Annotated in this window: 25 protein-coding genes and 1 pseudogene; 18 read left to right on the plus strand and 8 right to left on the minus strand. The window is 68.1% G+C overall.

All coding sequences use genetic code 11. The features are described from left to right. Window positions 1–15 precede the first annotated feature (15 nt). Together ACFTS5_RS14630 and ACFTS5_RS14635 are read right to left on the minus strand one after the other, a co-directional pair. Window positions 16–1641, minus strand: coding sequence for an ABC transporter ATP-binding protein (locus ACFTS5_RS14630; RefSeq protein ID WP_378631016.1), 1626 nt, complete (start codon window positions 1639–1641; stop codon window positions 16–18). A 6-nt stretch (window positions 1642–1647) separates the two neighbouring features. Beyond that, complete coding sequence (locus ACFTS5_RS14635; protein WP_378631018.1) at window positions 1648–2640, minus strand: BMP family protein; 993 nt, start codon at window positions 2638–2640, stop codon at window positions 1648–1650. Between the two features lie 134 nt (window positions 2641–2774). Here ACFTS5_RS14635 and ACFTS5_RS14640 point away from each other — a divergent pair, with 134 nt between their 5' ends. Beyond that, window positions 2775–3521, plus strand: a complete 747-nt coding sequence (locus ACFTS5_RS14640) for a GntR family transcriptional regulator (RefSeq protein WP_378631019.1) — start codon at window positions 2775–2777, stop codon at window positions 3519–3521. Between the two features lie 17 nt (window positions 3522–3538). Here the strand turns inward: ACFTS5_RS14640 and ACFTS5_RS14645 are convergent, their stop codons facing one another. After that, on the minus strand, window positions 3539–4369 hold the full coding sequence (locus ACFTS5_RS14645; protein ID WP_378631021.1) for a TetR/AcrR family transcriptional regulator: 831 nt from the start codon (window positions 4367–4369) through the stop codon (window positions 3539–3541). Between the two features lie 236 nt (window positions 4370–4605). Here ACFTS5_RS14645 and ACFTS5_RS14650 point away from each other — a divergent pair. After that, a pseudogene (locus ACFTS5_RS14650) lies at window positions 4606–5172 on the plus strand (MFS transporter); the annotation flags it as partial. Window positions 5173–5266: 94 nt separating this feature from the next. Continuing rightward, complete coding sequence (locus tag ACFTS5_RS14655) at window positions 5267–5686, plus strand: hypothetical protein (protein ID WP_378631472.1); 420 nt, start codon at window positions 5267–5269, stop codon at window positions 5684–5686. A gap of 30 nt (window positions 5687–5716) precedes the next feature. On the opposite strand, the gene ACFTS5_RS14660 is transcribed toward ACFTS5_RS14655, so the two are convergent. Further along, a complete protein-coding gene (locus ACFTS5_RS14660; protein WP_378631022.1) occupies window positions 5717–6862 on the minus strand; it encodes an LLM class flavin-dependent oxidoreductase in 1146 nt (381 codons plus the stop codon). A gap of 88 nt (window positions 6863–6950) precedes the next feature. Then, window positions 6951–7823 (minus strand): LysR family transcriptional regulator, encoded by an 873-nt coding sequence (locus ACFTS5_RS14665; RefSeq protein ID WP_378631023.1) that lies wholly within the window; start codon window positions 7821–7823, stop codon window positions 6951–6953. Between the two features lie 71 nt (window positions 7824–7894). On the opposite strand from ACFTS5_RS14665, the gene dapA reads away from it, so the two are divergent. Beyond that, a complete protein-coding gene (dapA, locus tag ACFTS5_RS14670) occupies window positions 7895–8785 on the plus strand; it encodes a 4-hydroxy-tetrahydrodipicolinate synthase (RefSeq protein WP_378631024.1) in 891 nt (296 codons plus the stop codon). A gap of 66 nt (window positions 8786–8851) precedes the next feature. After that, window positions 8852–10384, plus strand: a complete 1533-nt coding sequence (locus ACFTS5_RS14675; protein WP_378631026.1) for a DHA2 family efflux MFS transporter permease subunit — start codon at window positions 8852–8854, stop codon at window positions 10382–10384. A 62-nt stretch (window positions 10385–10446) separates the two neighbouring features. Here the strand turns inward: ACFTS5_RS14675 and ACFTS5_RS14680 are convergent, their stop codons facing one another. Continuing rightward, window positions 10447–10878, minus strand: coding sequence for an SRPBCC family protein (locus ACFTS5_RS14680; protein WP_378631027.1), 432 nt, complete (start codon window positions 10876–10878; stop codon window positions 10447–10449). A 295-nt stretch (window positions 10879–11173) separates the two neighbouring features. On the opposite strand from ACFTS5_RS14680, the gene ACFTS5_RS14685 reads away from it, so the two are divergent. The 5 genes from ACFTS5_RS14685 to ACFTS5_RS14705 are packed head-to-tail and all read left to right on the plus strand — an operon-like array spanning window position 11174 to window position 15070. Beyond that, a complete protein-coding gene (locus tag ACFTS5_RS14685) occupies window positions 11174–12553 on the plus strand; it encodes a sensor histidine kinase (RefSeq protein ID WP_378631029.1) in 1380 nt (459 codons plus the stop codon). Continuing rightward, on the plus strand, window positions 12531–12944 hold the full coding sequence (locus tag ACFTS5_RS14690) for a roadblock/LC7 domain-containing protein (protein ID WP_378631030.1): 414 nt from the start codon (window positions 12531–12533) through the stop codon (window positions 12942–12944). Before ACFTS5_RS14685 ends, ACFTS5_RS14690 begins: the two co-directional genes overlap by 23 nt. After that, on the plus strand, window positions 12941–13291 hold the full coding sequence (locus ACFTS5_RS14695; RefSeq protein WP_056817094.1) for a DUF742 domain-containing protein: 351 nt from the start codon (window positions 12941–12943) through the stop codon (window positions 13289–13291). The genes ACFTS5_RS14690 and ACFTS5_RS14695 overlap by 4 nt, the downstream gene beginning before the upstream one ends. Beyond that, complete coding sequence (locus ACFTS5_RS14700) at window positions 13266–13868, plus strand: ATP/GTP-binding protein (RefSeq protein WP_378631032.1); 603 nt, start codon at window positions 13266–13268, stop codon at window positions 13866–13868. The genes ACFTS5_RS14695 and ACFTS5_RS14700 overlap by 26 nt, the downstream gene beginning before the upstream one ends. Next, entirely contained in the window at window positions 13865–15070 is a 1206-nt protein-coding gene (locus ACFTS5_RS14705) for a cytochrome P450 (protein ID WP_378631034.1), read from the plus strand. The genes ACFTS5_RS14700 and ACFTS5_RS14705 overlap by 4 nt, the downstream gene beginning before the upstream one ends. Window positions 15071–15115: 45 nt before the next feature. Here the strand turns inward: ACFTS5_RS14705 and ACFTS5_RS14710 are convergent, their stop codons facing one another. Continuing rightward, window positions 15116–15511: a nuclear transport factor 2 family protein gene (locus ACFTS5_RS14710; RefSeq protein WP_378631036.1), complete on the minus strand. Its 396-nt coding sequence runs from the start codon at window positions 15509–15511 to the stop codon at window positions 15116–15118. A gap of 127 nt (window positions 15512–15638) precedes the next feature. Here ACFTS5_RS14710 and ACFTS5_RS14715 point away from each other — a divergent pair, with 127 nt between their 5' ends. The 4 genes from ACFTS5_RS14715 to ACFTS5_RS14730 all read left to right on the plus strand — a co-directional run bounded on the left by ACFTS5_RS14715 (window position 15639) and on the right by ACFTS5_RS14730 (window position 18092). Continuing rightward, complete coding sequence (locus ACFTS5_RS14715) at window positions 15639–16250, plus strand: TetR/AcrR family transcriptional regulator (RefSeq protein ID WP_378631037.1); 612 nt, start codon at window positions 15639–15641, stop codon at window positions 16248–16250. Between the two features lie 30 nt (window positions 16251–16280). Continuing rightward, window positions 16281–17159 carry a siderophore-interacting protein gene (locus ACFTS5_RS14720; RefSeq protein WP_378631039.1) on the plus strand — a complete coding sequence of 293 codons (879 nt, stop codon included), beginning with the start codon at window positions 16281–16283 and terminating at the stop codon, window positions 17157–17159. A 97-nt stretch (window positions 17160–17256) separates the two neighbouring features. Further along, a complete protein-coding gene (locus tag ACFTS5_RS14725; RefSeq protein ID WP_378631040.1) occupies window positions 17257–17715 on the plus strand; it encodes a MarR family winged helix-turn-helix transcriptional regulator in 459 nt (152 codons plus the stop codon). After that, on the plus strand, window positions 17715–18092 hold the full coding sequence (locus tag ACFTS5_RS14730) for a DUF5313 family protein (RefSeq protein WP_378631042.1): 378 nt from the start codon (window positions 17715–17717) through the stop codon (window positions 18090–18092). Before ACFTS5_RS14725 ends, ACFTS5_RS14730 begins: the two co-directional genes overlap by 1 nt. Before the next feature lie 43 nt (window positions 18093–18135). Here the strand turns inward: ACFTS5_RS14730 and ACFTS5_RS14735 are convergent, their stop codons facing one another. Continuing rightward, window positions 18136–18690, minus strand: coding sequence for a TetR/AcrR family transcriptional regulator (locus ACFTS5_RS14735; protein WP_378631043.1), 555 nt, complete (start codon window positions 18688–18690; stop codon window positions 18136–18138). 214 nt (window positions 18691–18904) lie between these two features. Between ACFTS5_RS14735 and ACFTS5_RS14740 the strand changes: the two genes are divergently transcribed. The 4 genes from ACFTS5_RS14740 (at window position 18905) to ACFTS5_RS14755 (ending at window position 22757) form a co-directional block, all read left to right on the plus strand. After that, window positions 18905–20143, plus strand: coding sequence for a cytochrome P450 (locus ACFTS5_RS14740; protein WP_378631045.1), 1239 nt, complete (start codon window positions 18905–18907; stop codon window positions 20141–20143). A gap of 56 nt (window positions 20144–20199) precedes the next feature. After that, complete coding sequence (locus ACFTS5_RS14745; RefSeq protein WP_378631046.1) at window positions 20200–20997, plus strand: N-acetylmuramoyl-L-alanine amidase; 798 nt, start codon at window positions 20200–20202, stop codon at window positions 20995–20997. A 288-nt stretch (window positions 20998–21285) separates the two neighbouring features. After that, entirely contained in the window at window positions 21286–22236 is a 951-nt protein-coding gene (locus ACFTS5_RS14750) for a carbohydrate-binding protein (protein WP_378631048.1), read from the plus strand. Window positions 22237–22364: 128 nt separating this feature from the next. Continuing rightward, window positions 22365–22757, plus strand: coding sequence for a hypothetical protein (locus ACFTS5_RS14755; RefSeq protein WP_378631050.1), 393 nt, complete (start codon window positions 22365–22367; stop codon window positions 22755–22757). Window positions 22758–22805: the final 48 nt, after the last annotated feature.

Below are 22805 nucleotides of genomic sequence, written 5' to 3' on the forward strand. Positions count from 1 at the left end.
TCCGACTCGGTGCGCTCATGCCGCGACTCCCATCATCAATTCGCTGATCTGTTGTGCCGCTGCGGGATCAGAGGTCTCGATCGGTCCGGCGAGTGTGCCGCGATACGCGACGAACACTCGGTCGCACAGCGCGAGCAACTCGGGTACCTCGCTCGACACCACCAGCACCCCACAGCCGTCGGCGGCCGCATGGCGCAGCTGGGTCAGCACGAAATCGACTGCGCCGATGTCCAATCCGCGCGTCGGCTGGGCGGCGACCAGGCAGCGCAGGTTCGCGGCGGACAGCTCGCGGGCCAGCACCACCTTCTGCTGATTGCCACCCGAGAGCGAGCCCATCGGCACCCACGGCCCGGCAGCGCGCACGTCGAAGCGGTCGAGTTCGGCCTGGGCGGCGCGGCCCATGGCCTGTTTGTCGAGCAGTCCGAAGCGCCGGAAGCGGCCGAGTCGGCCGAGGAAGAGGTTCTCCGCCAGGGTCATCTCGGCGACCATCGCGTCGCGGTGGCGGTCCTCGGGCACGACGCCGAGTCCGAGCCCGGTCCGGGTGGCGGGGGTGGCGGTAGTGATCTCGGTGTCGGCGAGCGTGACCGTGCCGGCGCTCACCGGGGTAGCCCCGGCGAGGACCGCGACGAGCTCGCTCTGCCCGTTGCCCTCGACGCCCGCGATCCCGACGATCTCGCCGGGCCGCACGACCAGACACGCCTCGTCGAGCGCCGCGCTGCCGTCGGCGCGATGCACGGTCACTCGATCGATGGTGAGAACCGGTGCGGGGGAATCGGATTCGGCAGACGACACGAGACCGGCGCTGGACGGGGTCGATTCGGTGGCAGGACCGACCGGGAGAGCCGTTACGGGTGAATCTGCTGTCTTCGCCGAATCGGCGGGATCCAGGCCGATGGTAGCGGCGACGGTCGGGTCGAGGTCGGCAGCGGTGCGGCCCACCATCGAGGTGAGCAGCTGGGCGATGGTGGTGTTCGACATCCGCCCGCCACCGGCGACCGTGCCGCGGCGCAGCACGGTCGCGGCATCGGCGACCCTGGCCACCTCACCGAGCTTGTGCGTCACCAGGACCACCGCTTTGCCGTCGGCGGCGATGGCGCGGCAGGTGTCGATCAACGCGTCGATCTCGGCCGGATCGAGCACTCCCGTCGGTTCGTCGAGCAGGATCAGCGCCGGATCACGCAGCAACGCCTTGACGATCTCGACTTTCTGCCTGGCGCCGACCGGCATGGTCGCGACCTGCTGGTCGAGGTCGACGCGCAGGCGGTAACGCTGCGCGATCTCATCGAGCCGGTCGGTCAGTTCCTTGCGGCGCGACCGGAGTCCGGGCTGGGTGAGCAGCAGGTTCTCCGCGACGGTCATGGTGGTGACCAGACTGAAGTGCTGGTGCACCATGGCGACACCGGAAGCCATCGCGGCGGCGGGGGAGTCGGGCCGGAAGTCCTTGCCGCCCAGCTGCATACGTCCGGTGTCCGGGTGGTAGCCGCCGAAGACGACATTGCACAGCGTGGACTTGCCCGCGCCGTTCTCGCCGAGAATGCAATGGACAGTGCCGGATTCGACGGTGACGTCCACATCGTGCAGCGCCTGCACGTCACCGAAGCGCTTGCCGACCCCGTGCAGGGTCAATGCGGGAGTGTTCATCGTGGATCAGTACGGCTTGACCGCGCCGGTGGACAGGGCCGTTTTCGCCTTCGCGAGTGCGTCGGCGACCCCGGAGTCCTTGCTGCACAACACGAAATCGGTGCCCTCGTTGGGCGAGGTCAGCCCGAAGCGCACGTTCTCGGCCTTCCACGAGTTGTCCAGAACGGCCTTCACCGCGAACTCGACCTCGGCGCCGATATCGGTGTGTACGTAGCCCAGGTACGCCGGGTTGGTGCAGTCGCCGGGGATCGGGCCGCCGACCATCGTGGCGTTGGACTGGGTGGCGGCCTGCTCCATGCCCGCCTTGCCCAGGTTGACGATCTGGCCGAGCGTGCCCGCGCCGGCGCCGTAGTCGGCCAGTGCGGCCTGCTTGGCCTTGGCGGGGTCGTTGAAGTCGCCGACGTACTGCGGGGTGAGCACCTTCGCGTCCGGCTTAGCGAACCGGGCGCCGTTGCCGAAGGCGTTGGCGGCGTTGACGATCGCGGGCAGTTCGACGCCGCCGACGAAGGCCACCGTGCCCGACTTCGACCCCGCCGCCGATACCGCGCCGCTGAGGAATTCGGCCTCGGCCTGCTGCGGGTCGTAGTAGGCGAGGTTGGCGAGTGGCTTGGCGTCGGCCGGTCCGCCGATCTCGACGAACTTCACGTTCGGGAACTGCGGCGCCACCTTGCGCACGTCGGCGTCGGTCTGGCCGCCGAGGGAGATCACCAGGTCGTTGGTCGAGGCGAAGCGGACCAGGGCCTGCTGGTAGTCGCTGGCGGCGACCTGTTCGACCTTGCTGAGTTCCACCTTGTCGCCCAGCGCGTCGGCGATGCGCTGGTAGCCGAGATACCCGGACTGCATGAAGCCGGTGTCCGACAGCGAGCCGGGAAAGAACACGCCGACCTTCAGCTTGCCGCCCGACGCCGTGGAGTCGGCGGAACCGCAGGCCGACAGGAGGGCAGCGGCGGCGAGGGCGGCCGAGCCGAAGGCGATCGCGCGCCGAGTGGACTTGTGCACGGGGTACTCCTTGATCGAACGAACCGCTCACTTAGCGGTATACCGTTAAGTGTCAGCCTGGGGCCCGGAGATGACGGGCGGATTACCGAAAAGTAAGAAACGGTCGCATGCCGCGAGCGGACTACCGTGGTGGCGTGCAGGAGCAGAAGGATGGTGTGGTGGCAGACGAACCGGCGAAGAAGTCGCTGCGGGATCAGGCTTACGAGGAATTGCGTGACCGGATCATCGATCTGCGCTTGAGCCCTGGTCAGCGGCTCGTGGAACGCGACCTCGCCACCGAGCTGGCCATCTCGCGGATCCCGCTGCGTGAGGCGCTGCAGATGCTCGAACGAGAAGGTCTGGTCGTCATCGTGCCGCGGCAGGGCGCGATCGTCGCCCCGTTCACGGTGACCGACGTGCGTGACCTCTTCGACGTTCGCGAAAGCCTCGAGGTCCTCGCGGCGCGCCTGGCCGCCGAACGAGCCGGGTCGGCCGACCTCACCGCCCTGCGCGCGCAGCTCACCGCGGCCCGCCAGGCCACCGCCCGTGGCGACCAAGCCGCGATCGCCGCCGCGAACGCGGGCTTTCACGCCGTGATCGTCGAAGTGTCCGGCAACCCGCTGTTGCAGTCGTTGTTGCGCCCCTTGGAATCCCGAGTCCGCTGGTTGTTCCACCTGACCAAGGAACGCGACCCCGGCACCCAATGCGACGAACACGAGGCCCTCTACGCCGCCATCGCCGCGCACGACTGCGACGCGGCCGCCGAAATCGCCTACCGCCACGTCGCTTCCGGCCGTGAGCCCAGCTTGGCCCTGTCCGCCCAATGGTCCATGCCCGACATCGACCCCGTCTCGGCCACCCGCACCCGCCAGCGCGGCTCCCACCGCGAGAAGACCGCGTGAATCGCGGCGTTTCGGGTCTAGTCGGTCAGTAGCTTGAGGACGAGTGGGCGGGACATGGTTCCGGCGACTCGGCGGGCGAGCTGATTCGCCCCGGCCCCGGCGGCGTGGGCGGTGCGCAGGGCGGTTGCGAGTTCCGCGCGGGCGACATCGGCGGCGGCCTGGGCTTCGCGAAGGCGGCGGGCGGCGTCGTCCACCGGGGTGGTCAATGCATTGACCGGTTCGGGGAGGGTGGCGTCCGGCTGTGGCGCGACGGGTTGTGGCGTGGCCGCGAGGTTGCGCAGTGCGGACCGGGCGAATTCCTTCACGAACTCGCGGGTGGCGTCGGTGTCGGAGGCGGCGTCGCCGAGTAACAGGCGGGTGGTCTGGGGGACGGCGTGGGTCCAGTTGGCGAGACCGCACAGGGCCAGCAGGAGGCGGCCCGCCTGCTTCTCGTCGACGCCGAATTGTTCTTGGGCACGGTCGAATTTCTGTCCGTAGTGGTCAGCGCGCCAACCGTCGACATCGTGCGCGTCGGCGCCGCGGTGCAAACCCTCCCAGAGCAGCAGGCGCAGCAGCTGCGGATGGTCGCGGTGGTAGTCGAAGAGCTTGCCGACGTAGTCGCCGGGCTCGGTCTCGGCGAGTGGCTGGACGACCTCCATGAATTCGCGCATGGTGTCGACGATGATGACGTCGAACAGCCTGTCCTTGCTGCCGAACAGGCCGTAGATGCGTTCCTTGTTGACACCGGCGGCCTCGGCGATGCGATCGACGCGGGCTCCGGCCAGACCGTACTGCGCGAATTCGGCTCGCGCCGCACGCAAGAGGGCCTGTCTGGTCGCGTCGCTGCGTTTGATGGTGCTCGCCGTCATGGGGCCGACTTTACCAGGTCTTTAAACCAACTATTTGGTTGACTCTGTCTCTGGGCGAGCCTACTGTCGTCGACATGGCATCACCGACAGTCCAGCGTCCGGTCAGAAGTCCGGCCCCTGCCCGCGTTCGCGACACGTCGCCCCGTACGCACACCGGGCGCACCCTCCCCGTTTTCGTGCTGTCGGCCCTGTTGGCCACCGGCCAGATGTACACGCCGATTCCCCTGTTCGAAGCCATGAAAGCAGAGTGGAGTGTGGGTTCGGGGGCGATGACGTGGGTCATCAGCGCCTTCGCCTTCGGGTACGCGGGCGGCTTCGTGCTGTTCGGCCCGCTGTCGGATCGATACGGCCATCGCCGGGTCCTGGTCACCGGCATGCTCGTAGCCGCGGTGGTCACCCTGTTGACCGGCCTGGCGTTCAGTGCGCCCGTGGCCGTCGCGCTCCGGATCATGCAGGGCCTCGTCGTCGGCTCCATTCCGCCCGCGATCATGGCCTACGTCGGCACACGCATCGCGCCGGGGCACCGGGCCGTGGTCACCATGTCGGTGGCCACCTCCTTCCTGGCCGCCACCGTCATCGCCCAGATCGTCTCGCAGGCCGTGGTCGCATCGTTCCCGTGGCGCACCGTATTCCTCGGCTCCGCAGTCGTTTTCGCGGCCTTGGCCTTCGCGCTGCGAGCAGTCATGCTCGATGACGCCCCCACCGGCCGTGACCTCCCGCTGCGCCACAGCTACGCCGCCATTCCCGCGGTGCTGCGCATCAAGCCGCTGCTCCCGATGCTCGTGGCGGGCGCCCTGAGCATGGCCGTCATGGTCGGTATCTACACCGGGATCGAGCTCACCGGCCTGGTCACCGGTTGGGGAACTGCTGACCCTGCGGGCGGGTGCCCTGCCGGTGATGGTGGCGCTGCCACTGCTCGCCATTCCGCTGGCGCGCCTGTCGAAGCCCACCCAGATGGTGCTCGGCGTGCTGATCGCGGCCACCGCGATGGTCGCGGCGACCTTCGAAGGCTCGCACCTGGCGGTCCTCACTGTGCTGCTGGCGGTCCTGGTCGGTGGCCTCGGCGTCATCGCCCCCGCGGTCTTGCAGAGCGCGGGCGAACTCGGCGGTGCTGCCCGCGCGGCAGCCTCTTCGGTCGCCATGTTCAGCTTCTACGTCGGCGCGACCCTGGGACCGATCGTCGCGGCAGCGACTGCGCCACACGGCTTTTCGACCCTGGCGTGGACCCTGGCGCTGCTCCTGGTCCTTGCCCTCTGCCTGACTCTGCTCGGCGCTCGCCTGCAGCGCTCGGCGCGTCTGGCGGCCGCTACCGAATGAACGTCGCCTGGATCAGGGAACGCCGCGGTGTCACAACCGGCGGATTCCGCGTGCGACCTCGGCAAACGATGACCCGGTCCGGAGTCCTGTCCGCAGTTTCGGATGACACGCGCCGAGGTCGACCATCACGGCGTAGGTCAACCCGTGGTCGCGCCGTTCGGCGATCTGGTCGAGCACCTCTGCCGGTGTGCCGACCTGGAAGACATCTCTGATCAACGACAGCGGTGCGCGTCGACCGTATTCCAGCGCGGTGGCCTCGTCGATGGTCTGCGGGAGGATGTCCTGGGCGCCGGAGAACGTGGGACCCAACGGATGCTCGACACCATGGCGCGCCCAGGCCTGCGCGGACGCGGCGAGCATGTAGGCGCGGATCACCGCCGAGTCGAGGATCTCGTCGACAATCGTCTGCGACTTCGCGGTGATGATCCACTGCCACCCGGCCGCTTGGACCGCAGACGGGTCGCGCCCGGCATTCGAGGCCGCGGTCCTGATCGTGTCGAGCTTGTCGCGGTATTCGGCCGGGCTGCTCGGAAAGGCGGGCAGCCACGCGTCGGCGAATCGACCGGCCACCCTGAGCATGCGCGGTCCGTGCGCTCCCATCCAGAGCTCCGGTCGGGTACCGCGGTGCGGCGGCAGCGCGAAGACCGCGTCGCGCAAAGGGAAGAATTCGGAATCCCGGGAGATCGGCTCACCGTTGGACTCCCACAGTGCCCGAATCGTCGCGACAGCCTCCTCGAAGCGCGCCACCGGGCGTTGCCAATCGACACCGTAGGGCTCGTTGTTCTCGCGTTCTCCCGGACCGATCCCGAGAATCGCTCGCCCGCCGCTGAGCAGATGCAAGGTCGCGGCGGCCTGTGCGGTCACCGCCGGATGCCTGCGACCGGCGTCGGTGACTCCCACCCCGAGCCGAAGCCGACTCCACCGATTCCGCGCCGCCGCGCGCCCGAGCAGGGTCCACGGTTCGTAGTACGCGTCCGCGGCGGGCACGACCCGCGCACCGCCCGCATGGCTCGGCTTCCACACCGACGAGGGAAACAATCCGATCAGATGGTCGACGACCCACAGGGAGTCGGCACCGGTCGTCGCGGCGACGAACTTCGCCGTGCGGTGGGTGAAGTCCGGCGCATAGCGGGAATGAAGACCCGGATCGACTATTCCGGTCCTGACTCGTGCCATGGGCTACTCCCACTACTCGATGTCATTACTGCGGTCTCCGTGTCGACCGGCTCGATTATCCCACCGATCAGCGGTCAGCCGGACGTTCCTATCCCGCGGCGTGCAGGGCGAGCCGGGCGGCGTGGATCGCCGGATGCAGGCCGGTGCCGTTGCGGTATACGAGCTGGGTGTGGCGGCGGATGGGCAGGGGAGTGAGGGTGATTTGTTCCGGAGGTGCGTAGAGGGCGAGGGCGGGGACTATGGCGGTGCCCGCGCCTGCGGCGACGAGGGTCAGGACGGTGTCGAAGTCGTCGGCGTGGTGGCGGATGTGAGGGGTGAATCCTGTTGCCTGGCAGGCTCGGATCGTCAGGGTATGGCACAGGGTGCCGGGGGTGCCCGCGATCCAGGGCGATCGGCGGTGTGCTGCCAGGGAGTCCTCGGTGGGCACCGGGGCCAGCGTGGCCAGGTAGACGGTTTCGGTGTGGAGGGGCTCGCTGTGCAGGGAGGGGTCCGTGTCGGCGGGGACCAGGTCGTAGTCGTGGGTGAGCGCGATATCCAGGGTCCCCGCGCGCAGGGCGTTCGGGATGTCGGCGGGGTCGATTTCGGTGACGGTGAGTTCCAGGCGCGGATGATCGGTACTCAGGGTGACGAGGGCGGGCGACAGCAGGGTGCGCGCCGCGGTCGGGAAGGTGCCGATGCGGAGGGTGCCTGCCAGCTCGTCTCTGGTACAGGACAATTCGGCGTCGGCGTGTTCGAGGGCGGCCAGGATCGTCTCTGTGTGCCCGACGAGGAGTTGCGCGGCGGGGGTGAGAGTGACGCGACGGCCCGAGCGTTCCAGCAGCGGGACGCCCGCTTCGCGTTCGAGAGCGGTGAGCTGCTGGGATACCGCCGAGGGCGTATAGCTGAGCGCCTCGGCGACCGCGGCGATGGTGCCGCGATGGGCGAGTTCGCGGAGCAGGCGAAGTTTGCGGACATCGAGCATCAGTTCAGCTTACGGTCGTCATCATGAATGTGAACTAGACCTGATGGTGGATCTGGCTCGACGATAGAGTCATGACATCGCTACACGGCCTCTTCGTCCCTCTGATCACGCCGTTCACCGCCGACGGGGCCGTCGAGCCCGCGGCACTGGAACGACACGCGCACGCTGTCCTCGACGCGGGTGCGACCGGACTCGTCGCGCTCGGCACCACGGCGGAGCCGTCCGCGCTCACCGCGGCCGAGCGCGCGCGAGTCCTGGATATCTGCGCCGGCGTCTGCGCCGACCGCGGCGCACCGCTGATCGCCTGCGCGGGAGGCAACGCCACCGCGGAATCGGTGCGAGCGATCGCCGAACTCGCGCGGCCCGTCGCGGCCGTGCTGGCGGTGGTGCCCTACTACGTGCGACCGAGCGAAGAAGGGGTGATCGCGCACTTCACGCAGTTGGCGGCGATCAGCCCTGCTCCGCTGCTCGTCTATGACGTGCCGCACCGCACGGGGCGCCCGCTCAGCGGCAGCACATTGATTCGTCTCGCGAATACCCCGAACATCGCCGGCTTCAAGCACGCCGTGGGCGGAATCGACGCGGCCAGCGTCGAATTGATGGCCGCTCATACCCCGGCGACCGTGCTCAGCGGCGACGACCGTTTCGCCTCCGCGCTGCTCGCTCTCGGCGCGCACGGCGCGATCCTGGCCGCGGCCAATATCGCACCCCGGGAATACGCCGATCTCATCGAGGCGTGGCACGCCGGTGACGTCGTCCGGGCCCGCGCCATCGGCGACCGCCTCGACGCGCTCGGTGCGGCCCTGTTCGCCGAGCCCAACCCGACGGTCATCAAGGCGGTGCTCGCCGAGCGTGGTCAGATCTCCAGCGCGGCCGTTCGACTGCCGATGCTGCCCGCATCGAGCGTGGCGACGAGGGCGGCGCTCGCGGCGAGCGAGGCGGCGACGATCACGCGGGTGTGACATCGACCAGATCACGAACAGAAAATTTCACTGGTCATCGGCAGCGAAAGGTGCTTGGGTTAACCGGTGACGAAACCTCCGGATATCGGCGCGGCCGCGCCCGATCGCACTCCTGACAAGCTGGATGCCGCCGTCTTGAAGGTGGCGGGCGTCGTCGTCCTCGGCGCGGTGATGTCGATTCTCGACATCACCGTGGTCACCGTGGCGATCCCGACGTTCATGCAGGACTTCAACGCCTCCGTCGAGGTCGTCGCCTGGACCATGACCGGTTACACCCTGGCGCTGGCCTCGGTCATCCCGATGACCGGCTGGGCCGCCGATCGTTTCGGCACCAAACGCCTCTATATGGCGGCGCTGACCTTCTTCATCATCGGGTCGGTGCTGTGTTCGATGGCGTGGAGTATCGAGTCGCTGGTGGCGTTCCGCGTCGTCCAGGGCATCGGCGGCGGCATGCTCATGCCGCTGGGTATGACGATCATGACCCACGCCGCGGGCCCGCAGCGGATCGGGCGCGTGATGGCGGTACTCGGCGTGCCCATGCTGCTCGGCCCGATCTGTGGCCCCATTCTCGGTGGCTGGCTCATCGACTCCTTCAGCTGGCACTGGATCTTCCTGATCAACCTGCCGCTGGGCATCGTCGCGCTGATCCTGGCCTGGGTCGTGTTCGCTCCCGACAAGCCCAAGCCCTCGGAATCGTTCGACTTCCTCGGCATGCTGCTGGCCTCGCCGGGTCTTGCGCTGTTCCTGTTCGGTGTCTCCTCCATTCCGGAGAAGGGCACCGTGATGGCCGCGCGCGTGCTGATTCCGGCGATCATCGGCGCGGCGCTGCTGGTGGCGTTCGTGTTCCACGCGCTGCGCACCGAGCATCCGCTGATCGACCTGCGGCTGTTCTCCAACCCGTCGCTGCGCTACTCCGTGCTCACCATGTCGCTGTTCGCGACGGCGTTCTTCGGCGCAGGCTTCCTGCTGCCGAACTACCTGCAGCAGGTGCGCGGGGAGACGGCGTTCGACTCCGGTCTGCTCATGGCCCCACAGGGTATCGGCGCCATGCTGACGATGCCGATCGCGGGATTCCTGGTCGACAAGATCGGCCCCGGCAAGATCGTCATGTTCGGCATCACCTTCATCACCCTGGGCCTGGCCGGGTTCACCCAGCTGGGCGCCGACACCTCTTACCTGCTGATCGGTGGCGCGCTGTTCGTGATGGGTCTCGGCATGGGCTGCACCATGATGCCGGTGATGACCGCCGCGATCCAGACGCTCTCGCACGCACAGGTCGCGCGCGGTTCGACATTGATGAACATCATCAACCAGACCGCGGCGTCGATCGGCACGGCGACGATGTCGGTCGTGCTGGCCGCCCAGCTCAACGATCACCCGGAGGCGAAGGTCGCGATCGGCGCCAACGCCCGGCCCGATCTCGCCGCGCAGGTTCCCCCGTCGGTCATCGAGCAGGGCCTCGACCTGGCGGCGACAGCGTTCAGCAACACCTACTGGGTCACCGTGGTACTCGCGCTGCTGACCCTGATCCCGGCGTTCTTCCTGCCGCGAACCAAGCCGAAGGCGCCGATCGACGCCGAAGCTGTGGCGCTGGCCTGATCGGTCATACGCAGAAAGCCCGGACGGAACACCCTGTTCCGTCCGGGCTTTCGCGTCGGGGTTCAGCCGTAGAGCTTGACGAACATCTCCAGGGAGCGCTCGATATCGCCGCGCAGGGCTTTCGCGACGGCGGACCCGATCGGCCCGAACAGCGGCGCACCGCCCAGATCGATGTCGACACTCACCTTCGAACCGCTGCCGCTCGGCTCGACGAGCATGCCGAGGCCGAACTTGGTGCCACCGATACCCGTGCCGGTGAGGGCGAGCTTGCGCGGCGGTTCGGCGGTGCGCACGGTCCAGGTGACTTTGTTGCGAAAGCCCTTCACCCGGGCGATGCCGACGAGAACAGTGCCCGGCGTCAGCTCCTCGGGCAGTGTTCCGCGCCATGCCTCGTGAATGGTCAGCCAATCGCCGAGGTGCGGAAGGTCGGACGCGTGCGTCCAGGCCTGGTCCGGCGGGACGGGGACATCGACGGAAAGCTTCAGTTTCGCCACGCCGGGATAATATCCGGTACCCGGGGTTCCGCGAGCATCGGCTCGAGGCATAGCGAACCAGAATAGATCAACTGTCCAGTAGCGTGTCGTGTTTCGAGCGGGAAACATGATGTCGGACAGCAAGATCCGTGTCGCGATTGTTACGTGTGCTGCTAATGTGTGCGGGTCGCTGGAATCGGGGCGTGTGAATCGGGTATCCGAAATCACCCCGCGGTGGACAGCGAATGCCTCGGCGGGCCGGCCGGCGAGGGCCACCGGCAACAGCGCCGTGTGGTCGAGGACGACGAAAGATCTGATGAACTCAGGAATTGCGGTGCTGTTGCTCGTCATCGGTGCGCCGCTGTTACTGCTCGCGGTCGCGGTCAGTGTCATGGCCATGCGGAACGAGCGCCGACAGCGGCAGCGCGCCGACGCCGCCATCCGGGAACGCCTCGCCTGCGAGAACGCCTTGATGCAGCTGGCGCAGGGCACCCTGCCCGCGATCACCGCCGCGGTGCGCCGCCACGAGATCCCCTCGGTCGCGGTGGATCTGCCGGTGGAACTGGGTGATTCGCAGTTCGGCCAGGCGCTGCAGTGGATCGCCACGGGTCATGCCGAAGACCTGCGCGTGGTCGCCGAGGAAACCAGGGTGATGGTCGAGCGCTACGGCGAGCAACGTCGCCTCGGTGAGATCCAGGCCGCCCAGGAACAGACCCGCGGTGAGCTCTCGGCATCCTCGCGGGCGGCCACCAGCGCAGCGGTGCGCTCCTTCGGCACCTCGGTGGTGAGTCTGGGCACCGACCTCGGGCAAGTCGTCAGTGCCGCACTGCGTGAACATCGCGACGACGCCATCTACGAAACGCTCACCCGGATCGACCACACCGTGCAGCAGATGATCCGGCAGGCGCAGTCCTATGTGATCGTCTCCGGCGGTCTGCCCGGTCGCCGGTGGCCACAGCAGTCGCTCACCGATGTGGCGGGCGGGGCCACCGGGCGGGTCAGGGAATTCCTGCGGGTACGGGCGGCGCAATCGGACCGGATCGTGATCAGTCGCGCGGTCGAACCGCTCGTGCACACCATGGCGACCCTGCTCGACAACGCGCTGCGCTACTCACCGCCGTCGTCGTTCGTCGAGATCGGTTTCCAGGAGGGCCATCACGGTGTCACCGTGATCATCGACGACGCGGGCATGCGGATGAGCCCCGAGCAGCTCGAGGACGCGCGACTGGTGCTCAGCGGCGAACGCGCGGTCGACATCCACGATCTCGGTCCCGCGCCGAAGGTCGGCTTCCCCGGCATCGCGGCACTGGCCCGGCGCTACGGATTCTCCGTGCACGTCGACGGGCCCAACATCTTCGGTGGCATGCGGGCCATGGTGTATGTACCGTCGGCGCTGCTGGTGAGCGGCGACGCCCCGCGGCTGCCCGAGCCCGAACTCGCCGCGCCCGCACACATTCCCGTGCCGGTCGCCGAGATCGAATCGCCCGGCGCCGACGTTCACGAGATCACCAGCGGCGGGCTGCCCAAGCGCCGCCGCAGACCGGTTGCCCCGGATTCGGCGGGGGTAACGACCGAGTCGGGGCACGCGCGTCCCGACCTCGCCGCTGCCTGGCGCAGCGGATCCCGCAGCGGTCGTGCCGCTGCGGCCGAGCGAACCACGGAAGGAACAGCCGATGAGCACACCGGTAGCCGATAGCACCAACCGATTGGCGTGGCTGCTCGAGGATCTCGAGATCCCCGGCGTCCGCTTCGCGGTCCTGCTGTCCGAGGACGGGCTGCGCATCGCCCACTCCCGTGGCGTGAGCAAAGACGACGCCGAACGGTTCGCCGCGGCGGCCTCCGGCCTGCGTTCGCTCGGCAAGGCGCTCGGTGAGTTCTGCGGCGGCCCGTCGAACGCGGTGCGCCAGAACATGACCGAGTACGACGAGGGCATGATCATGATCACCGCGGCCGGTGCGGGCGCGCTGCTCGGCGTCGCCACCACCGCCGATGTCGATGTCGCGCTGGTGGCGCATCGGATGAACGAACTGGCCTCGCGCGTGGGTCACGAGATCGGCAGCGCGCCCCGCCTAGGCGGGAGGAATTGAGCCGCGGCAGGCGCGATCCCGACCTGGTGCGGTCCTATGTGCGCACCGGCGGGCGGGTGCGTGCCGCTCATGATCTGGACCTGGTGACCCTGGTCCGTGCCGTCGAGGACGCGCGGCCCGATCACCGCCCCGACGAACGTCGCCTGCTGGCTCTCACCAGCCGCCGCGGCGCGTTGTCGATCGCCGAGCTGTCGGCCTATCTCGACCTACCCGCCTCCGTCGTGAAGATCATCGTCTCCGATCTGCTCGACAGTGGTCATCTGCACTGCCCCACCCCGGCACAGGTGAAGCCGGAACTCGCACTGATCAAGGAGGTGCTGCATGGCCTCCGCGCCATCGCGGGATGAGGTCGACTACGTCGCGGAAACCGTGACACGGTCGGTGAAGATCCTGGTCGCAGGCAATTTCGGTGTCGGCAAGACTACCTTCGTGTGCGGGGTGTCCGAGATCAGGCCACTGCGCACGGAAGAGACGATCACCGAGGCCAGTATCGGTGTCGACGACATGGCGGGCCTGGGCAGCAAGGTGTCGACCACGGTCGCACTGGATTTCGGCCGCATCACCCTGAATCCCCAACTGGCGCTGTACCTGTTCGGTACGCCGGGCCAGGAACGGTTCGCCCCGCTGTGGGAGGAACTGGCTCGTGGCGCTCTCGGCGCACTGGTGCTCGTCGACACCCGCCGTATCGAGAAGGCCGACGACGTGCTCTCGGCGCTGGAACAGCGCGGCGTGCCGTACGCGGTGGCGGTGAACGAGTTCGAAGGATTCCGGCGCTACCCGCTCGAGGAGGTGCGCGAGGCGCTCGACCTCGCGCCCGGGACCCCGGTGATCGCGCTCGACGCACGTCGCCGTGATCAGGGCCTGCGCGCACTGATCACGTTGGCGGAATACCTCTTTCGCAGACAGGAATCAACAACGTCATGACGGTCGATATCGCCGCCGACGAACGAGTGGCGATGTGGGCACCCGAATTCGCCGCCGACCCACAGGCGGCCTACCAGCGGATGCGGCACCGGTTCGGCTCGGTGGTGCCGGTGGAGTTGTCGCCGGGCATCCGGGCCACGCTGGTGATCGGCTATCACACCGCCGTGCGCATCCTCAACGATCCGGAGCACTTCCCGGCCGACCCCCGGATGTGGCAGCGCGACATCCCGCTGGACTGCCCGGTGCTGCCGATGCTGCAGTTCCGCCCGGCCGCGCTGCGCACCACCGGCGCCGAGCACACCCGATACCGGCAGGCCAATGTCGCCGGGATCGCCGGGGTGGATCTGTACGCGATGCACAGCACCGTCGAACAGTTCGCCATCCCGCTGATCAACAGCTTCTGCGCGACCGGGACCGCGGACTTGTTGAGCCAGTACGCGTTTCCGCTGGTGTTCCAGGCACTGAACTCGATGCTCGGGTGCACGCCCGAGATCGGGCAGCAGGTCGCCACCGGGATGGCGCAGATCTTCGAAGGCGACGACGCCGAGGCGGGCAACAACCTGCTCGCCTCCGCACTGGCCGATCTGGTGGGATTGCGCCAGCGCGAACCCGGTGACGACGTCGCCACCCGCCTGCTCCAGCACCCGGCGGCGCTGACCGACGAGGAAATGGTGCACCAGCTGCTGGTGCTCTACGGCGCGGGCATCGAGCCGATGCTGAACCTGGTGGTCAACACCTTGCGGCTGATGCTCACCGACGACCGGTTCGCCGGAAATGTGCTCGGCGGCAGCCTGTCCACGCGCGACGCGCTCGACGAAGTGCTGTTCACCGACCCGCCGCTGGCCAACTTCTGCATGACCTACCCGCGTCAGCCGATCCTGGTCGACGACACCTGGCTGCCCGCACACGAACCGGTCGTCATCAGCATGTCGGCCTGCAACAACGATCCGGCCATCGCCGGGCGCGATGTCGTCGACAACCGGGCGCACCTGGCCTGGAGCGCGGGGCCGCACGGGTGTCCGGCCAAGCCGGTGGCGTACCTGATCGTGCAGGACGCGATCGACCAATTGCTCGACGCGCTCCCGGAATTGACCTTGGCGGTGCCTGTCGAGGACCTGGTGTGGCGGCCCGGCCCGTTCCATCGGTCGCTCGCGGCGTTGCCCGTGAGTTTCCCGAAGACACCGCCGCTGCCGATGCCCTGAGATCGGACCGCACGCAGCGCGGGCCGCCACACCGTTCCGCGAGATTCAGGCGATCTCGGCGGGCGTGGTCAGTGCGGCCTGCATGGCCACGCCGTCGACGTAGGTGTGCTTCGCCTTGACCGCGCCGTCCTCGACGGTCACCATGTCCGCGATATCCACATCGACGGCGCCACCGGTGACCGAGGTGCCGGACAGCTTCCATCGCACCACCCAGAAGTCGTCGCCGACGCGCAGGTCGACCTGGGTGAAGGTGAGATCGGGGACGAGGGCGAAGGTCTCCGCCGCGGCGGTGCGGATCTCGGTCCGCCCGTGGGCGGGTGCGCCACCCGAGTGGAGGTGGAAGACCGAATCGGGCGTGTGGAGCGCGGCGATTCGGTCGGGGTCGCGCTCGGCCCAGCAGGCGTGATAGCGCTCGAACAGATCCTTGGTGGCATCGGACATAGTCCCCAAGCCCTTCCAATATACAAACAGGATGACTGTATGTTCCCGAATCCGGTGTGGCCGGTCAAGGGGCGAACGGCCTCGGATCTGCCGCGACCCTCGTCCTGCCCTAGACTTCGACGTCGCCATGAATCCTGATCGCCGGACCCAAGCCGAACGCTCGGCCTCGACGCGTGCCGCGGTGATCCGTGCCGGACGAGAGTTGTTCGGGCAGTTCGGGTACGGGGCGGTGAGCACGATCGCGGTGGCCGAGGCGGCCGGGGTCAGTCGCGGCGCGCTCTATCATCAGTTCGGGGAGAAGCGGGATCTGTTCGAGGCGGTGTTCGAGGATCTCGAGCGCAGCCTGGTCGAGGTGATCGCCACCGCCGTGGCCGAGGCGCGTGCCGAGGATCCGATCGCGAGCCTGATCGTGGGCTGCCTGGCGTGGTTGCAGGCCTCGACCGCGACCGAGGTGCGCCGGATCGCGCTGCTCGACGCGCCCGCGGTGCTCGGGTGGGCCCGGTGGCGCGAGATCGAGCTGCGCCACACCATCGGCCTGGTGGAGAACGCGATGGCCGGTGCCATGGCCGCCGGCCGGATCAGGAAGCAGCCGGTGCGGCCGCTGGCGCTGGTGGTGGTCGGTGCGCTGGACGAGGCGGCGCAGTACCTGGCGCATTCGGCGGACGCGGGGGATATCGTCGCTGTCCGCGCGGTGATCGAGCAGCTCATTTCCGGCCTCGCCGTCGACCAGGGCAGGTAGTTCGCAGGAACAGTAGGTTAGGCTTGCCTAATGGCGACTGGGACTGTGAATCGACCGGCCATGGTCTACGCGCCGCTGACGGTTCGGCGCGCGGTACAGCTGACGCCGCGGATGGTGCGGGTCACCCTCGGCTGCCACGACCCGGCTGCCTTCATCGACGCCGGACCCGACCAGTACACGAAACTCTTCTTCCCGCTCCCGGGCAGGCCGCGCCCCGTCGTGCCGCCGCCACTGGACGACTCGGGCAGCGTGATGAGCTGGTATCAGCGCTATCTCGCGATGCCCGACGAGATCCGCCCGCCGATGCGGACCTATACGGTCCGCGCGCAGCGGCCCGAACTCGGCGAGCTCGACATCGACTTCGCCCTGCACGCCGAGCACGCGGGTCCCGCCTCGGACTGGGCGTCGACCGCGGCGCCGGGCGACGAGATCGGCCTGCTCTGCCCGCCGCACGCGCTCTACACCCCGCCCGCCGACCCCGAGTGGCAGCTGCTCGTCGGTGACGAGACCGCCGTTCCGGCGATCGGCGCGATCATCGAACGACTCGACGTGGGTGCGCCGGTGCGGGCGTTCATCGAGGTCGACGGCCCGGCCGACGAACAGGGCTTCGAGACCCGCGGCGATGTGCGGATCGAGTGGGTGCATCGCGGCGATCTCCCGCACGGGAACGCGGTGGTCGACGCGGTCCGCGCCGCCGTGCTCCCCACGGGCGTGCCCTACGCGTGGATCTCCGGTGAGGCCGAGTTGGTGAGACTCACCCGGCGCCATCTGGTCCGTGACCGTGGTGTCGACAGGCGCGCGATCACCTTCACCGGCTACTGGCGTCAGGGCCGTACCGAGGAGGACAACGGCCGCGAGAAGGCGCGCCGCGCCGCCGCCGGTGAGCCGCTGGTCGTCGACGAGGACTGACATACGTCGTCCCACCGCCCATCTGTGACGCCACTAATAGTTATTGCACTAACTGTTAGTGGCGTAATAGTGTGTGGGCTAAGAAAGGTGGTGGACGATGCAGGAGCTCGACGACCCGTTGCGGCTCGACCGGCAGGTGTGCTTCGCCCTGGCGGTGGCCAATCGATCGGTGCTGGCGGTCTACCGGCCCCTGCTCGAACCGCTCGGCCTGACACATCCGCAGTATCTGGTGATGCTGGCCCTCTGGGGTGAGGCGCCGATGTCGGTGAAGGCCGTGGCCGAGGCGATCCAGCTCGACTCCGCGACATTGTCACCGCTGCTCAAGCGACTCGAATCCGCCGGTCTCATCACCCGCCGCCGCGATCCGCACGACGAGCGCACGCTGCACATCGACCTCACCGAGGCGGGCCGTGACCTGCGTGAACAAGCCGAGCAGATCCCGCCCGCCGTCGTGGCACGCCTCGGCGTGAGCCTGGCGGACCTGGAAGAACTGCGCGATGTCCTCGGCCGGGTGAACGCGGCCGCGCGACGTGCATCCGATGTGAGGGAGCAGTAATGAGCAATTCGACCCCGAATCTCTGGCAGCGCGTTCGCTACATCACCGGCGGCACCCTGCCGCCGTCGATGTCGGACTGGGTGCTCGCCGACCTCACCGGCCCCGGCGCGACCCGCCGATACCTGATGCGCTTCCTGCTGCCGGTGCTGCCGGTGCTGTGCCTGTTCTTGCTGGTGCCGGGCCCGCTGTGGATAGGGCTGTCGATGATGGCGCTGCTGTACCTGCCGCTGGTCTACTTCACCGTGGCGTTGGTCTACGTGTACCGGCGGCACCGCCTGGTCAGCCATGGCTTCGATCCCGAGTTGGCGAACGAGGCCGAACGCCGTCGGACCGAAGCCGAGCGCGTTGCCTACGAGAGTCGCCACCACCGCGGCTGAGCTGAGCCGCAACGGATCGAGGACGCGCCGACCGGCTGGGGAGTCAGCCCGCACGCAGGGTGGGCCCGACGAATCGTTCGACCAGGTGACGTTCCGCCGTGGCGTCGGACAGCGGCCAGGTGAGCAGCGACAACACGACGCGCACGACCCAGCCCGCGGCCTCGTCGTCGGGGGCGATCCGGGTCAGTGCGGTCGCGATGTGACCGAGTTCCGGTGCGGCGGCGAGAAATTCGTCGGTGTCGGGGGAGCGGTGCCGGATCAGCCACTGGCGCAGCACCGGGTCGGCGCGGATCGCGGCGACGGCGGCCAGGATCGCTTCGACGGGTCGTCGGCCGGGCGGGACCGAGTCGACGGCCGCCTCCACGCGCGCGACGACGGAGCCCGCTGCCCTGACCATCACGGCGCGTATCAGTCGTGGTTTGCCGCCGACGCAGCGATACAGCGTCGCGCGCGAGCACCCCGCGGCCGCGGCGATGTCGTCGGCGGTGACGTTGTCGATGCCACGTTCGAGGAACAGTGCGAGTGCGGCGCGTTCGATGCGGTCGACCGCGAGGGTGCGTCGATCACCGCCGGCCAGCCAGTCGACTTGGTCGCTCACCGGGAACCTCCAACCATGTCTGTCTCAGAGTGAGACGTTCGATGGAATCTGTCTAGCCGAATCTGGCCAGGCTGAGGGTGTTTTCGACGAAGTACGCGGCGGATTTCCGGGCAACGCGGTCACCGGTCTGTCTCATCGCGAGACAGTCGTTGACCGCATGCCTCTCCGCGGTACACGGTGAGCGCCGACAGCCCGACCAGGAAAGGCGGCAGCCGTGACCACGGACCTCGAAGCGATCGACCTGTTCGATGCGGCGGTGCTCGACGACCCCTACCGGATGTATCGCGCCCTGCGCGAACAAGCGCCGGTCTACCGGGTACCCGGCACCGATTTCTTCCTCGTCGCCTCGTGGGCCGAGGTCACCGAGGCGACCGGGCGCCCAGCGGAGTTCTCCTCGCATCTGACCGGCGTGCTCGTCGCCCAGCCGGGGGCGACGCCGATGACCTTCGACCTCGACGCGACCGGCCAAGCGGTCCATGTGCTCGCCACCGCCGACGGTGACGTCCATGCCGCCCACCGCGGCATCGTCGGACCGGCGCTGGCCAAACGGGTTCGCACGCTCGGCCCGTTCGTCACCGCACTGACCGAACGGCTGTGGGCGGAAGAACTCGACGGCGATCGGATCGACTGGGCCACCGGGGTCGCCGATCGGTTGCCGCTGGCGCTGATCGCCGAACTCGTCGGTCTGCCGGGGGCCGATGTCCCGGCACTGCTCTCGCTGGCCTACGACTCCACCGAGATGCTGGGCGGTGTCGTCGCCGAGGGCCGGATGACCGAGCTGATCACCTCCGCGGCCGAGCTCGCCCACTACGCGTACGTGGCGATCGGCAATGCGAAAGACCGAGTGCCCGATCGAGATTCGCCGCGAACTCTGCTCGAGGTGCTCGTCGCCGCGATGGATGCGGGCACGATCGACGAGCAGCAGGCGGTCTTGATCCTGGTGCAGCTGATCGGTGCGGGCGGGGAGTCGACCGCGGGTCTGATCGCCTCGGCGGCGCGACTGCTCGCCGCCGACCTCACACTGCAGACCCGTCTGCGGGAACGCCCCGAGCTCGTCCCGGCGTTTCTCGACGAGGCACTGCGCCTCGAGTCACCCTTTCGTGGCCACCACCGCCACGTCACGGTCGATACTCAGCTCGGCGGCGTCGACCTGCCCGCGGGCAGCCACCTGCTGCTGCTGTGGGGTGCCGCCAATCGCGATCCCGCCGTCTACCCGGATCCGGATGTCGTCGATCTGGACCGGCGGCGTGGACGTGCCAATGCGGCGTTCGGTGCGGGTGCACATTTCTGCATCGGGTCCGCCCTGGCCCGGCTGGAAGCGACCGCCGCGATCACCCTGCTGCTCGAACGCACCGAACGGTTCGAGCTGATCGAGGAGGAACCGCCACGCTGGGTGCCCAGCCTGTTCGCCCGTCGCCACGCGACTCTTCCGCTGCGCGTCACCCAGCGCTGAACGCGGTTCGGCGCGGGCGAGGCCGGGTCCTCGGCACGGTGTGGCACGGTGTCGGGGTGCGTTCCCGTCTGTTCCTGCCCGTCTGCCTGCTCGCGGCGACAGCGTTGTTCGCCGGCTGCGCGTCCACCACCACGGATGCGCACCCGGCGACGCCGACCGCGACGGCCGCTTCCTCGGAGAGTGCCGTGCCGCCGACTTCACCCGCCGTGAATCACACGGTCGTCCTCGATCCCGGCCACAACGGTGGCAATGCCACCCATCTCGCGCAGATCAACGCGCCGGTGCCCGATGGGCGCGGTGGAACGAAGGCCTGCAACACCACCGGGACCTCGGCCGCCAGTGGCTATACCGAGCACGAGTTCACCTGGGACGTCACCCTGCGGGTGCGCGACCTGCTCGCCGCCCACGGTGTTCGGGTGATCCTCACGCGCGCCGACGACACCGGCGTCGGACCGTGTGTCGACGAGCGCGCCTCGATCGCGAACGAGTCGGGCGCCGACGCGGTGGTCTCGATCCATGCCGACGGCAACACCGGCGCGGACGCGCACGGATTTCACATCGCCTACGCCGAACCCGCGCTGAATCCGGTGCAGGCCGAGGCGGGGACGCGACTGGCGAGGGCGCTGCGTGATGCGATGATCGCCGGTGGCGCGGTGCCCTCGACCTATGTGGGGTCGGCGGGACTGGATCCACGGGCGGATCTGGCCGGGCTCAACCTGGCCGAGCGACCGAGCGCGCTGGTCGAATGCGGGAACATGCGCTCGGCGATCGACGCCGCGCTCATCGAGACCCCGGAGGGCCGGGCCCGCTACGCCGAACTCGTCACCGCCGGAATCCTCGCGTTCCTCGGCTGATTCGAGCGCCCGCCCGCCTATTTCGGAGGAGTCGCGCAAAGTTCGCCAGGCTCCCTGCTGTGGGTGCCCGCCCTCGAACAGTAAGACGGCTTGTTGCCGACATGGCTACCTATCTACAACCGATGGCAAATCTGTACACCTCGCACAGCTGCGAGATTAACCAGCTGTTTGCTTCGGGTGGATACCGGTTGGTTCCAAACGTGGATGTTCGCTGTATTCGCACAGCTGGGAAATGATCCGCGAATACCGGTCGGTAGCAGTATTTTTCGCTACCGGGACGGTTGACGGATGATCTTCGTCACCCTAATCTTCGGAATCACAGTTCGATATCGAAGTGTTCAGTGTCATCGCTCGAAATGTTTCCCGGACGGCAAGCCGGCCCCTGCCGTCCTCCGCGTGCGTTTCCAAGGAGTATTGATAGTGAGAAGCCGAATCCTGTTCTTCGCCGGAGCAATGGCATTGGCGCCCATCGTCACCGCGTTGGTGCCCGCCGGGAGCGCCGCCGCGCACGGTTGGATCACCGGACCCGCGAGCAGACAGGAGCAATGCGCCCGTGGCCTCGTGCCCTGCGGCGCGGTGAAATACGAACCGCAGAGTGTGGAAGGACCGAAGGGGCTCACCACATGTAGTGCGAACAAATATCCTGAGCTCGATGACGACAGCCTCGGCTGGGTGCCACAGAAAGTCTCCGGCAGTGCGCGTTTCACATGGAAGAATACCGCGAATCACCGCACGCTGAATTGGGAATACTTCATCGGCGACACCAGAATTGCTGTGTTCGACGGTCGGAACGAACAGCCGGCCATGGAGGTGACCCATACCGTCGATGTGTCGAATTATTCCGGCCGTCGGAAATTGCGCGCGGTCTGGAATATCGGTGATACCGCAGCGGCCTTCTACAGTTGCGTCGATCTCGAGGTGAGCGGCGGGGGCGGCACACCGCCGACTACGACCACCCCGAAACCCACCACTTCCCAGCCGGCCACCAGCACCCCGGCCCCGACGACCACGAAACCCCCGGCCACGACCACGAAACCGCCGGTGACAACCACCCCCGGGCACGAGCACCCCACAACCACGGCCGCCCCAGGCGGATCGTCCTGGCGTCAGGGCGCCACCTATGCCATCGGCGACAAGGTCACCTATCAGGGCGGCACCTATAGCTGCAGGCAGGCGCACACCGTGCACGACCCGAATTGGACGCCACCGAACACTCCCGCGCTCTGGTCGCGGCTGTAGCCGGCGCGACCAGGTCGGCGAAACGGTTCGTGTGTTCTCCCACCATCGGTCCCGCGATGGGGTGAGGATGGGGACCGACTCGCCGGCCTCGCGTTCGGTCGGCCCCGCAGCACAAGGACGTGAGAAATATGAGTGACAGGAAATTCGCCATCACCGTTGCTGCCCTCGGGACGGCGATGCTGGCCGCGACCCTCGGCGCACCCACCGCCTCGGCCGGAGTTTCGCAATTGACGGTGAAACCCAACCTCAGCGTCGGCTCGGCAACCGACTACGGCACCGGATGCACCCATCAATTGCTGGCCAGGCTCAGCGTCGGCATCATTCCTGTCGCCTTCTACGACAACGGCGCGCTGCTGGCCGTGGTCGCTCCTACCGACGGCGTCGCCATGTTCAACTGGGTGCCGTCCTACACCGGCGCCCACACGATGACCGCCGTCCAGGACGGCATCGCCAGCAGCGCGAATGTGACGGTCGGCCGGGGCTTCCGCTTCGGGGAATCCTGCGTGGTCACCGGCGGCTGACCCCACGACAACACTGTGGCCCGGTTCGTACGAACCGGGCCACAGTCG

Origin of the sequence: Nocardia sp. NPDC056952, from assembly GCF_042674185.1 — a bacterium.
GTDB lineage: Bacteria > Actinomycetota > Actinomycetes > Mycobacteriales > Mycobacteriaceae > Nocardia.